Here is a 12,962-nt window from a genome sequence, read left to right as displayed (position 1 = left end):
CTGGTCAGTCAGGCATGATGAAATTTAAGTGTTTGGTTTCTATGTCGGCCGATAAAGAAAAGTTGGATTTAAATTCGTCAAGTGTCGACAAGATATGTTACTTAGCCTGGGCTGCTGCCGAAAAATTGTCTCAATTTAAGATAGATATATCTGCGTATTCACATGAAAATTCTTTGCCAGCTAGTGATCGTCACATTACTGCAATGCTTCCCTGGCCATCTTCTTGCCGACAATGGTGGCTGGGATCTGAGCTTTTTAAAAGAGGATCCTTATCGTAAGGGGAAGCAAAGAGTCGATCTCAGTGAGTTGAATAATAAAGATGAAGTTGCGATAGTTCGCGATGCAATCAACCCCATCATGCAGTTTTTTTATAGCCTGACTCAAAAAGAGTTTCGCAAAGAAACTTTAGAATTACGCACCACAGAAAATGGTAGACGGGTGCTGCGCTACCCACCGATGCAAAATGAAATGAACAGATACGGTTTTAGCAAAATTTGGAAATGGTCTGTGATGGATGCAAATACGATACAACTCAGTGCTGAACTGAATACTCTGTTGCGAGATAAACGCGCGATTGACGAGAATTTTATTTTTATTAAGGTGGATGGGCAGTGGAAGTTTGATCGGCATGAGTAACAAAGCATGTTAACCGGGAGGTACAAACTCCAGGTTGAAACAAGACCCCCACACATCCTTGTACTGTACAACGCCTGCGTTTGCATCACCGAAAATTCCAGTGATTCACACCATTCAGTATGCCTGAGTCTGAACTGTCTGGCCTCTGCCGCTGTGCGAGGCGTGTGATGCTGGTTTATCGTCGAAAATCTTGCGGGAATTTGCGACGCAATTTTATGACAGCGCTGCCATTCACCATCAGGCAGACTAAAACGACAAAGCCGACTAGCCAGGGTTCGAAAGCATGTCTAAACGCCGTGACAATTGCCAAAGGCAATAGACTGGCGACGACCGTCAATGTTTCTGGTGTGTTTTTATGGCGTCCAAACTGCCAGTTGTACAAGGTGACAGGCATCACGAAAAAGATTGCTACAAGAAACAGCAAGCCGAGGTTTGATTCATTTGTACTGGCCGTCCATGCACCTGTAAGGAAAAAAAACAGGGACAAGATCCAGCTTGTTATTCCAATGATTTTCATCCATACCTTCATGCTCATCAGGCCTTGTGTGAGTTATCTGAATTGGAAGCCGCCACCCGCTGTCTGAGCCGGGTGGGGCTGGTTTGCTGGCTGGCCGCCAGCATCTGTCTGTAAGTACTGCGCTTAGGCCAGTTTGAACGGCAGGGCGCGCAGGCGTTTGGGTTGCAGGCGTGCTAAGGCATTGGCGAAGGCGGGTGCCAGTGGTGGCAGACCGGGTTCGCCCATGCCTTTCGGTGCATCGGCACTGGGCACGATGTGTACCGCGACTTTGGGCATATCGGTGATGCGTGGTACGACGTAGTCAGAGAAATTACTTTGCTCGACCACGCCCTGACGCAGGCTGATGGCTGCGCCCGGCAGGCACATGCCCAGACCCATCAATGCTGCGCCTTCAACTTGTGCGCGTACGCTTTCCGGATTGACGGCCAGATTGCAATGCACGCCCGCCGTCACTTCCAGCAGTTTAGGCTGCGTTTTCTGCAGCGATGCTACCACGACATAGGCCACTACCGATTCAAAGGATTCATGCACTGCCACACCCCAGGCCTGACCTTTTGCCAGCTTGCGTTTGCCGTAGCCGGATTGCTCGACAGCCAGCATCAGTGCAGCGCGGTGACGCGGATGCTGATCGCCGATTAAACTCAGGCGGTAGGCAACCGGGTCCTGTTTCGTTTTCTGCGCGATTTCATCGATCAGGGTTTCCATCACAAACGCGGTATGGGTAGAGCCTACGCTGCGCCACCATAGTACCGGCACATTCACTTTGGGATGATGCACGGTGAGCCGCATCGGCAGTGCATACGGTTCTTTCATGCCTTCCACTGCGGTCGCATCGATACCATCCTTGATCATCATGCCTTCAAACAGGGTACCGGCCACGATAGACTGACCGACGATCACATGATCCCAGCCCAGGATTTTGCCCTGCGCATCGAAGCCGATATGGGCAGTGTGCAGATGCATAGGGCGGTAATAGCCACCACGGATATCATCTTCACGGCTCCAGACAGTGCGTACCGGTGCCTGCAAGCCCGCATCCAGCGCGGCTTTGGCGACCTGACAGGCTTCCACCACGTAATCATTGCTGGGCACTGCACGGCGGCCGAAACCACCGCCTGCAGCCTGGGTATGCACCAGAATATTTTCTGGCTTCAAACCCAGCGTACGTGCGGCTGCCAGCCCATCCATACCGGCCATCTGGGTGCCGCACCAGAGTTCAGCGCTGTCGCCTTTGAGCGCAACAGTGCAATTCAGCGGTTCCATCGGCGCATGCGCCAGATACGGAAAGACGAATTCGGCCTTGATCTGATGCGTGGCGTTGGCGATGCCAGCGACATCGTCTTTGTAATACTGTGAACCCGGCTGGCGAGCCAACTGGCGATAAGCGGCTAACTGCGCCTGGCTGTCAGTTTTTTCTGTTGAGGCGATATCCCATTCGACGTTCAGCGCATCGCGCGCCTGCTTGGCTTGCCAGTAGCCGGTCGCGATAATCGCCACACCTTCGGCACCGCGATCAAGCGCGATACGGCGTACCGCTTTGACGCCAGGCATGGCTTTCGCTGCCGCATCATCCAGGCTGCGCAGGCGGGCACCAAATACCGGTGGTCTTGCCACCACGGCAGTCAGCATGCCAGGCAAGCGCACGTCGATGCCATATTGTTGCTGACCGCGCGATTTCGCTGCCGCATCCAGCCGCTTGGTGGCATGGCCGATCAGGCGGAAGCTGGCCGGATCTTTCAGCGTCACTTGCTCAGGCACCGGCAATTGCATGGCAGCTTTGGCCAGCTGACCATAGCTCAGTTTTTGGCCCTCGGCGCTGATTACAAACCCGGCCTTGGTGCTCAGGCTGGCCGGATCTGCTTTCCATTGTTGCGCCGCGGCCTGGATCAGCATGGCACGGGTGCGCGCACCGAGTTCGCGGTACTGCATATACGAGTTCTTGATGGAATTCGAGCCGCCGGTCAGATGGATGCCAAATAAAGGATCGGCATAGGCGGGCGAATTGCTGCCATGTACGCTGCGTACCAGACTCCAGTCCGCATCCAGTTCTTCCGCCAGTATCAGCGGCAAACCAGTCTGCACACCCTGACCGAAATCCAGACGGTTAATGGTCACCGTGACGATGCCATCTTCTGCAATCTGCACAAAGGCCGAAGGCTGCTGAGTCGGTTTCAGACCGGCCTTCTGATTCGCCTCAGTCCCCTGTGCCTGTGCGTTGTCTGGCAACAGTGAATAACAAGCCAGCGCAAAACCGGAACTGGCCGTGACTTTCAAAAAACGGCGGCGGCTCAAGCCTGTTGGGGCGGCTTGCAGACGGTTTTGCAGCACGGGTGGCAAATTCAGTCTTTGATGATTGAATAGCATGCTGTTCCCCTCAGGCTAACTGACGCGCAGCATCATGTATCGCAGCGCGGATACGTTGATACGTGCCACAGCGGCAGATATTGCCTGCCATGGCGGCGTCGATGTCAGCATCGCTGGGTTTTTTATTGGTTTTCAGCAGCGCGGTTGCGCTCATGATCTGACCGCTCTGGCAATAGCCGCATTGCGCCACATCATGCTGTATCCAGGCGGCTTGCACCACGCGTCCAACCGCATCGTTTTCCATGCCTTCTATGGTCGAAATCTGTTGTCCGGCGACTGCCGAAACCGGCGTCACGCAAGAACGGGTGGCCTGGCCATTGATATGCACGGTGCAGGCACCGCACAAAGCCGCACCGCAGCCAAACTTGGTACCGGTCAGCCCCAGCGCATCGCGCAAGGCCCACAGTACCGGGGTGGATGGGTCCACATCAAGCTGATGGGTTTGTTGATTAATACTTAACTGGCTGATTTGTGTCATCGCTGATGTCTCCTGCCGGATCGGTTGGATAAATAGCAAAACTGACGCAAAATCACCCAGCGGTGTTATCGCTCGCCTTCGTATGCCAGGTACAGACCATACTGCCTGCATCGCCAAGCCTTGCCGGGACAATTTTGCGTCAGTCCTACGAAGCTAGAACTATAGGCCAAAATGGAGATTACTGCTGTGCACAGCAGGCCGCTGTCGGAAATCGGCGACACAGTGTATCGCCCCTTGTTGGAGCACAAAAAAATGGACGCTGGTCAGCGTCCACAAACACGAGGAGAAGCGGGCAGGCTGCGCATTATTCTGTACGCTGCAGAAGGCTGAGCCCAATAAATTGACTACTGATAGCTGCGCATATCCGCGATTACCTTACCGTCATTCGGCAAGCTGGCCGGGCTCACGAACGCAACTTCGCCACGCAGTTTGGTGATGTCACGCAAGCTGGCGACGATGGCCTGCTGCAGGTGTTCAGACGGGGTCAGGGTTTCGCAGTGCAGACTCATACTGTCATTTCCCATTTCACCGCTGACTACCAGTCTGGCTTTGAGAATGTCGGGATGGCGTTTTTGTACTTCGGCAATCTGTGAGGGATGCACAAACATGCCTTTCACCTTGGTGGTCTGATCGGCGCGGCCCAGCCAGCCACGGATACGCTGGTTAGTACGGCCACAGGGCGAGATACCTGGCAGGATGGCGGACAAATCACCAGTCGCAAAGCGTATCAGCGGATAATCGGGATTGAAGGAAGTCAGCACCACTTCCCCGACTTCACCTTCAGGCAGGACATCGCCAGTTCCGGGGCGTACGATTTCCAGTATCAGCTCTTCATCCAACACCATGCCGGGATGAACCTCACCCTCAGTCATGGTTTCATAGGCGATATTGCCGACATCGGCACTCGCATACAATTGCAGCACATGCGGTACCCCGTGTTGTTGCAGCCACAACCGTAAGGATGGCGGCAATGCTTCGGCACCGACTACTGCCTTTTGCAGGCTGGAGATATCGGCACCGCTGTCCTGGGCTTTTTCTATGATGATTTTGAGGAAGCTTGGTGTGCCTATGTAAGCATCCGGCTTGAGTTCCGCCATCGCCTGCACCTGCATTTCTGTCTGCCCGGTACCGGCAGGTATCACAGTGCAACCCAGTCTGGCGGCAGCGCTCTCGACCATGAAAGCGGCGGGTGTGAAATGGTAGGAAAAACAGTTTTGTATCAGCTGGCCTTTACGCAGACCGACTGCGTGCAGCGGACGCGCAAAGCGCCACCAGTCGGCGCCACGGCCTTCCGGATCGAAGATAGGGCCGGGCGACATGAAGATGCGCGCCAGTTCATGCGGTGCGGCGGTACTCAGTCCGCCGAATGGGCGCAGCACGCTTTGCAGCGTTTTTAACTCCGATTTGCGCGTGACTGGCAGGCTGGCCAGTGCGGCCCGGTTGCGGATCTCGGGCGCGTGCACACCTTGCAGTATGCGGCTCCAGCCGGGTGCCTGCTGCGCATGGGCGATCAGTTGCGGCAGCCGGTTCATCAGCGCCTGTTCGCGGCTAAGCGGATTACGGGTTTCCAGAGCATCCAGATAATCATGCATGGTGCAGACTTCCTTTAGAAAAATCACTGCTGGTCAGACGTGGTTGTGCTTCAGGGGAGCATGGTGGGCGCTGATAAAAAAGGTCGCGCCTCAGGCCAGCCAGCGCTTGCGACGCCGGTAAAATTTCAATTCGCGGAAACTCTTGCGGCCAGCGCCGGAGACGCCCAGATAAAATTCCTTCACGTCTTCATTACTGGCCAGGTCCTGGGCTTCACCTTCCATCACGACGCGGCCATTCTCCAGGATGTAGCCGAAATCGGCGTAACGCAAAGCGATATTGGTATTCTGTTCCGCCAGCAGGAATGAGACCTGCTCTTGCTGATTCAGATTTTTGACGATCTCAAAAATCTCTTCCACCAGCTGAGGCGCGATACCCATTGACGGCTCGTCCAGCAAAATCATGCTGGGTCTGGCCATCAGCGCGCGGCCGATGGCGCACATCTGTTGTTCACCGCCTGAGGTATAGCCGGCCAGCGACTGCCGCCGTTCGCGCAGTCGCGGAAAATAGTGATACACCTTGTCCAGCTCGGCTTTCAGTTCGCTGCGGCTCAGGTGACGGGTATAGGCACCGGTCAGCAGATTTTCTTCCACACTCAGGTGGGCGAAACAATGGCGGCCTTCCATCACTTGCGACAGACCGCGTTTGACCAGCTCATTGGGCGTGAGCTGATCGACGCGTTCGCCGCGAAAATGAATATCGCCCTTGGTGATATCGCCGCGTTCATTTTTCAGCAGAGTGGAAATCGCTTTCAGCGTGGTGGATTTTCCAGCACCGTTGGCGCCCAGCAGCGCCACGATTTTTCCTTGCGGGACTTGCAGCGATATCCCTTTTAAGACCAGGATCACATGGTCGTAAATCACTTCGATATTGTTCACACTCAGATAAGCTGGGTTATCTGCAGTGGCTTCTGGTCGCAATGCGGAGATACTCATCATCTGCTCTTCTGTCATACCACGCTGATCAGATTGATACAGCGGGAAAATTGGCTCAGGTTCTGGCTCCGGCTACGCAGCTTGTCATTCCGCGCAGCCGGAGTACTGCTGGTCTTACTTCAGGCAGGCTGGTGTGATTTTCTTTTCAGCCGCATATTTATTCGATGATTCTTCCAACATCGCACGGGTGAGTGCCTTGTCACCGGTAATCCAGTTTGGCGTAATCGCTTTCCACTGATCGCCGGTCCATTGCTGCACCTTGACTGCGCCTGAGCCCTCATGGTCTTCACACGAGGTTTTCACCGGAGGAAACATGTTCAGTGCACCCAGCGCTTTTTGACGTGCTTCATCCACATTCAGATTTTCAAAGCCCCAGCGTATCTGTTCCGCACTCATGGTTTTGCCCTTGCCGAATTTTTCCTGCGCCTTCAGGATGGCTTCAGTCCACAAGATGGCGGCAGTCACACCGCGCATGTGATAGACCGAGCCTATACGCGCTTTGTCGCTCAGATTGCCCTTGCCGGCGGCATAGACTTTGCTGCGGATTTCATCGAGTACAGGATAATTGCCTGGGGTATTAAAGGTCATCGCGGTATACCCTTTGGCGGCATCACCAGCCGGTACGGCATCTTCTTCCGAACCTGCCCACCACACGCCCAGCATTTTTTCACGCGAATAGCCATTGCGCTGCGCGGTTTTGATCGCCACCGCATTCATCACGCCCCAGCCCCACAGGATCACGAAGTCCGGATTGGCCTGACGGATCTGCAGCCATTGCGATTGCTGTTCATTGCCCGGATGCGCGACCGGGATTTTGATGAGTTCAAAGCCATACTGTTTGGCCTGGGCTTCCAGTACCGGAATCGGTTCTTTACCAAATGCTGAGTCGTGGTACAGGTGAACGATTTTTTTACCTTTGAGTTTGTCCAGTCCACCCGCTTTATCGCCCAGGTATTTGGTCATCGCTGCAGCCTGATTCCAGTAACTGGTGATGAGTGGGAAAATATAGGGAAACACCTTGCCGTTAGCCGCATCGGAACGGCCATAACCGAGTGTGGTCATCGGGATTTTGTCGTCTCCGACGCGATCCAGAATGCCATAGGCAATGCCGGTGGACAGCGGCTCTACCAGCGAAGCACCGCCCTGGGATTTTTTCAGACGTTCATAACATTCCACCCCGCGTGAAGCGTTGTATTCGGTTTCGCATTCTTCCCAGCTGATTTTGACGCCGTTCAGACCGCCTTTGGCATTGATCAGATTGAAGTAATCAATCGCGCCGCCAAAGAAGCCTGAACCGCCCGCTGCATACGGTCCAACGCGGTAGGAAAGAACAGGAACAAACTGTTCATCAGCCTGCGCTGTGACAGTCAGACCACATAGTGCAGAAGCCAGTAATACAGATTTCATCAGTTTCATGGTGTCTCCTTCGTGTTGTCAGTTACTGCGTTGCGGCCCTGACCCGGTTGGGTAGCGGGCTCTTTTGTGGATAAAACCGGTTAAGCCTCACATCCTTAGTGTGGGAAAGGCCACAGCCTTAATTTTTCTTTAGCGATTTGCCATAAGCGCGCCAGTCCGTGCGGCTCCACGATCAGGAAGAAAATGATCAGTGCGCCAAACACCATGAGTTCCAGATTCGACGCCACATGAGTAGGCAGCGCCAGGGTATGCGCCAGCAGATTCAGTACCACTGGCAGCAGCACGATGAAGGCCGCCCCCAGAAAGGAACCCAGAATAGAGCCGACGCCACCGATAATGATCATGAACAGGATGCGGAAAGACAGATCAAGGTTATAGGCTTCAGGCTCTACGGTGCCCAGATAGGCATACGCGTACAAAGCACCGGCGATGCCGCAGTAAAACGAGGACACCGCAAACGCCAGCAGCTTGGTACGCATCAGCCGGAAGCCGATTACTTCGGCTGCCACGTCCATGTCACGCACCGCCATCCACGAGCGCCCCACATTCGAGCGCACCATATTCTTCGCCAGCAGGGCCAGCACAGCGACGATCAGCAGAGTCAGCAAATATTTTTTGAGCGGCGTGTTGAAGGCATAGCCTGCAATCACGATTTCCTGTGCAGTGATCACGCCGGAAGCACTGTAGTTGGTGAACCACTGGATTTTAGTCAGACACCAGACCACAAAAAACTGGGTTGCCAGCGTCGCTGCCGCCAGATAAAAGCCACGGATACGCAGCGAGGGCAGACCAAAAGCGATGCCGACCAGTGCGGCGCAGATACCGCCCAGTACGAAAGCCAGTAACACTGGTATGCCGGGCAGACGCAGCATGAAGTTATACGAAGCAAAGGCGCCGACCGCCATGAAGGCGGCCGTGCCTAGCGAGAGCTGACCCGCATAGCCGGTCAGGATATTGAGGCCGAGTGCCGCGAGCGAAAAAATCAGGAAGGGGATGAAGATCGCCGAAAATGCATAATCCGACGCCAGCCAGGGTACGGCGATCAAGGCGAGCAAGAGCAGGATCGTGATCCCTATACGATCCTGACGCAGCGGGAAAATCTGACTATCCGACTGGTAGCTGGTTTTAAATTGTCCGGCTTCACGATAAAACATAGTCTGTCCTTATAGTCTCAATACGGATGCGGCTTACAGGGCGATTTTGGCTGGAAAGGCAATCCCGCTACGGGTGTGCTGTTTTAATAGTCCAGTTCGAAGCTGTACAAAGCGCATTTCAAATGTCATTTCACCAGCCAAACCAACTGTGTGCGGCTTAAATACGCCGGATAATTTTTTCACCGAACAGCCCCTCAGGTCTGACCAGCAGGAACAACAGTGCCAGTACATACGGGAACCAGCCCTCAATCCCGCCGCCCACCAGCGGGCCGATATACACCTCGGCCAGCTTTTCTGATGCACCGATGATGAGTCCGCCCACAATCGCGCCCGGCACTGAGGTAAATCCGCCCAGGATCAGCACTGGCAAAGCTTTGAGGGCGACAAAGGTCAGTGCAAATTGCACACCATTACGCGCACCCCACAGCAAGCCAGCCACCAGTGCCACAAAGCCAGCCACGGTCCAGACGATGGCCCAGATCTGCTGCAATGGAATACCAACTGCGAGCGCGGCCTGATGGTCGTCAGCCACTGCGCGTAAAGCACGGCCGATTTTGGTTTTGGAAAACAGCAACGCCAGTGCCGTGACCAGTAAGGCGCAGATCAGCGCCGCGATCACATCAAACTGCGAAACCAGAATGTTGTAGTGTTCCATCACATATTCGATAGGCACATCTTCTATCGGCAGAGTGAGTTTATGCGGTTGGGAACCCCAGAGCAGCTGCGCTAATCCTTCGATGAAAAACGTCAGTCCTATGGTCGCCATGAACAGCGTAATCTCTGGCTGATTGACCAGCGGCCGCAATACCACGCGTTCTATCGCCAGACCCAGCAGCACCATCACCAGCATGGTCAGCGGGATCGCGAGCCACATCGATAACTGGAATTTTTCGCTGAGCCCGACACAGGTCAGCGCCGCAAAAAACACCATCGCACCCTGAGCGAAATTGAACACGCCGGATGCCTTGTAAATCAGTACAAAGCCGAGCGCCACCAGTGCATACATCACACCGGATAACAAACCGCCGATCAGCACTTCAAAGAAAAAATTCAGATTCATGATTTGCCCTTAATGACAGTCTCAGTGCGCCACGCCCAGATAGGCGTTAATCACTTCCTGGTTGGCCAGCACTTCTGCCGGTGTGCCATCGCCGATTTTTTTGCCATAGTCGAGCACTACCACGCGGTCGGAAATATCCATCACGACGCCCATATCATGTTCGATCAGGACGATGGTGGTGCCGAACTGATCATTCACATCCAGGATGAAGCGGCTCATGTCCTGCTTTTCTTCCACATTCATGCCCGCCATTGGTTCGTCCAGCAACAGGATTTCCGGCTCTGCTGCCAGTGCCCGGCCCAGCTCCACGCGTTTTTGCAAACCATAGGACAGGCGACCTACCGGCGTTTTACGGATGTGCTGAATTTCCAGAAAATCGATGATTTGTTCGACCTTATGTCGATGTGCGATTTCTTCTTTTTGCGCCGGTCCCCAGTACAGCGCTTGCAGCAGAAAATTGCTGTGCATTTTCAGATTGCGTCCGGTCATGATGTTGTCGAGCACACTCATGCCTTTGAACAGCGCGATGTTCTGGAAGGTGCGTGCGATACCACTGCGCGCAGCGGCATAGGTATTCATGTCTTTACGCACTTGTCCACGATACGTGATCTGACCCTGCTGCGGACGGTATACGCCATTGATCACATTCAGCATAGAGCTTTTGCCAGCGCCATTCGGTCCGATGATGGCGCGGATTTCGTGTTCCCTGACATTGAATGAAATATTGGTGAGCGCCTTCACCCCGCCAAATGCAAGGGAGATGCCCTGCAGGTCGAGGATGACATCGCCGGTTTGTCTGTTGTGATTCATGCGCTCTCCTCAGGCGGCGTGCTGACGGGCAGCGAAAGTGGTGGCATCGCTGATGTGCAGATCAGCACAGACTTTGCCCTGACGGCCATCTTCAAATTTGACCTGGGTTTCTATGTATTGCGAACGCAGCCCCGCATACATCGCATCGATCAGGACCGCATATTTATCGGCCACAAAGCGGCGTCGTACTTTGCGGGTGCGGGTCAGTTCATCATCATCCGGATCCAGTTCCTTATGCAGCACCAGGAAGCGTTGTATCTGGGTGTCGGCCATACCTGCCTCACTGGCCAGACCAGCATTCACTTTTTCTATGCAGGACAGGATCAGTTGATAGGTTTCGGCCTTGGCGGCCAGATCGGTATAGCCGGAATACGCAATGCCGCGCCGTTCGGCCCAGTTGCCGACCGCTTCCATATCGATATTGATGAAGGCACACACATGCGCGCGTTCATGACCGAAGGCCACAGCCTCTTTGATATAGGGGAAAAATTTGAGCTTATTTTCGATATAGTTGGGTGCAAACATGGCACCCGACTGCAGCTTACCGACATCGGCTGCACGGTCTATGATTTTCAAATTGCCATCCTGATCCAGGATGCCAGCGTCGCCGGTATGGAAGTAGCCCGCACTGTCTATCACTTCTGCTGTCGCGTCTGGCCGTTTGTAATAGCCAGTCAGCATGGCTGCTGACTTCACCAGCACTTCTCCATTGTCTGCCAGCCGTAAATCAACGCCGGGTGCGGCGCGGCCCACGCTGTCAAACTGGATTTTTCCATCCGGTTGCAGGCAGACATAGGCACAGGTTTCGGTCGAACCGTATAGTTGTTTGAGGTTGACGCCGATAGAACGGTAAAAGCGGAACAGGTCGGGTCCGATGGCAGCACCGGCGGTGTAAGCCACGCGCACGCGTGACAGGCCCAGTACGTTTTTGAGTGGTCCGTAAATCAGGAATTCACCAAGCTGGTAGTGCAGCCTGTCGCTCAGGGTGACCGGTTTGCCATCGAGGATGTCTGCGCCACAGCGGCGCGCGAGGTCCATAAAATGCTGAAACAGTTTTTGCTTGAACTGACCGGCATCTTCCATCCGTATCATGACCGTGGTCAGCATGTTTTCAAACACCCGTGGCGGGGCGAAATAATAGGTGGGGCCGACTTCGCGCAAGTCGCTTAATACCGTTTCGCCCGATTCCGGGCAATTCACCGTAAAGCCGCATACCAGCGCCTGCGCAAATGAAAACAGATGGTCACCGACCCAGGCCATGGGCAGATAAGACAGGATGTCTTCGTGTTCGCTTAAGTGGTCGAAGGCCACGCCGCCTTCCGCTGCCGTCATAAACGCGCGGTGGCTCTGGCACACGCCTTTGGGCTTGCCAGTGGTGCCGGAGGTGTAGAGCATGACGGCGGTGTCTTCTGCCGTGCCGGCTGCAATCTGCTGCAGATAAAAATCAGGGTGGGCTGCATCATAATCCCGTCCGGCCTGCTGCAGACTGGCATAAGACACCAACTCAGGTTGCTGATAATGACGCATGCCACGTTCGTCTTCATAGCAAATGTGGGCGATGCCTGCATAGTGGCTGCGGATTTCCAGCAGCTTGTCGACCTGTTCCTGATCTTCCACTATCGCGTAGGTGATCTCGGCGTTTTCGAGGACATAGGCCATGTCGGCAGCGGGCGCATCCTGGTACAGCGGCACGGCGATACCGCCCAGGCATTGCGCGGCCAGCATGGCCCAATACAGACGTGGCCGGTTATCGCCGATGATGGCCAGATGCATGCCACGCTGAAAGCCACGTGCGGCCAGGCCACAGGCGAGGGCACGTACTTCCGTATTGACCTGCTGCCAGCTCCAGGTTTGCCAGATGCCCAGATCTTTCTCACGAAAAGCCGGATGATGCGGACGCAGCTTGCCATGCGCCAGCAACAAGGCCGGAAAGGTCTTGTTCGTTGTACTTGTCATGTCTCCACCATCTGCCCTCAGGCATAGCGCTCAGATTCCGGTTTCT

At 54.6% G+C, this 12,962-nt stretch carries 11 protein-coding genes; 1 reads left to right on the top strand and 10 read right to left on the bottom strand.

The genetic code is table 11. The features are described from left to right. The first annotated feature begins 162 nt into the window (after nucleotides 1–162). Nucleotides 163–636, top strand: a complete 474-nt coding sequence (locus H8K47_RS02620) for a hypothetical protein (RefSeq protein WP_186879869.1) — start codon at nucleotides 163–165, stop codon at nucleotides 634–636. A gap of 175 nt (nucleotides 637–811) precedes the next feature. Here H8K47_RS02620 and H8K47_RS02615 read toward each other — a convergent pair whose 3' ends face one another. From H8K47_RS02615 to H8K47_RS02570, 10 genes are all read right to left on the bottom strand, one after another. Then, nucleotides 812–1,153: a hypothetical protein gene (locus tag H8K47_RS02615; protein ID WP_186879868.1), complete on the bottom strand. Its 342-nt coding sequence runs from the start codon at nucleotides 1,151–1,153 to the stop codon at nucleotides 812–814. A gap of 123 nt (nucleotides 1,154–1,276) precedes the next feature. Next, a complete protein-coding gene (locus H8K47_RS02610; protein WP_186879867.1) occupies nucleotides 1,277–3,517 on the bottom strand; it encodes a xanthine dehydrogenase family protein molybdopterin-binding subunit in 2,241 nt (746 codons plus the stop codon). Nucleotides 3,518–3,527: 10 nt separating this feature from the next. Continuing rightward, a complete protein-coding gene (locus tag H8K47_RS02605; protein ID WP_329604132.1) occupies nucleotides 3,528–3,986 on the bottom strand; it encodes a (2Fe-2S)-binding protein in 459 nt (152 codons plus the stop codon). 353 nt (nucleotides 3,987–4,339) lie between these two features. Then, complete coding sequence (locus H8K47_RS02600; protein ID WP_186879865.1) at nucleotides 4,340–5,587, bottom strand: phenylacetate--CoA ligase family protein; 1,248 nt, start codon at nucleotides 5,585–5,587, stop codon at nucleotides 4,340–4,342. Nucleotides 5,588–5,677: 90 nt separating this feature from the next. Continuing rightward, the gene (locus tag H8K47_RS02595) at nucleotides 5,678–6,523 is read right to left on the bottom strand and encodes an ABC transporter ATP-binding protein (RefSeq protein ID WP_230410138.1); all 846 of its coding nucleotides are present in this window, start codon (nucleotides 6,521–6,523) and stop codon (nucleotides 5,678–5,680) included. Between the two features lie 111 nt (nucleotides 6,524–6,634). Beyond that, complete coding sequence (locus H8K47_RS02590; protein WP_186879864.1) at nucleotides 6,635–7,936, bottom strand: ABC transporter substrate-binding protein; 1,302 nt, start codon at nucleotides 7,934–7,936, stop codon at nucleotides 6,635–6,637. A 95-nt stretch (nucleotides 7,937–8,031) separates the two neighbouring features. Continuing rightward, nucleotides 8,032–9,090: a branched-chain amino acid ABC transporter permease gene (locus tag H8K47_RS02585; protein ID WP_186879863.1), complete on the bottom strand. Its 1,059-nt coding sequence runs from the start codon at nucleotides 9,088–9,090 to the stop codon at nucleotides 8,032–8,034. Between the two features lie 157 nt (nucleotides 9,091–9,247). Further along, nucleotides 9,248–10,144 (bottom strand): branched-chain amino acid ABC transporter permease, encoded by an 897-nt coding sequence (locus H8K47_RS02580; RefSeq protein WP_186879993.1) that lies wholly within the window; start codon nucleotides 10,142–10,144, stop codon nucleotides 9,248–9,250. 27 nt (nucleotides 10,145–10,171) lie between these two features. After that, a complete protein-coding gene (locus H8K47_RS02575; RefSeq protein WP_186879862.1) occupies nucleotides 10,172–10,960 on the bottom strand; it encodes an ABC transporter ATP-binding protein in 789 nt (262 codons plus the stop codon). Between the two features lie 9 nt (nucleotides 10,961–10,969). Further along, the gene (locus H8K47_RS02570) at nucleotides 10,970–12,916 is read right to left on the bottom strand and encodes an AMP-binding protein (RefSeq protein ID WP_186879861.1); all 1,947 of its coding nucleotides are present in this window, start codon (nucleotides 12,914–12,916) and stop codon (nucleotides 10,970–10,972) included. Nucleotides 12,917–12,962 lie beyond the last annotated feature (46 nt).

This window comes from Cognatundibacterium rugosum (genome assembly GCF_014284365.1).
Classification (GTDB): domain Bacteria; phylum Pseudomonadota; class Gammaproteobacteria; order Burkholderiales; family Burkholderiaceae_D; genus Undibacterium; species Undibacterium rugosum.
This window is presented reverse-complemented; position numbering and strand designations above follow the sequence as displayed.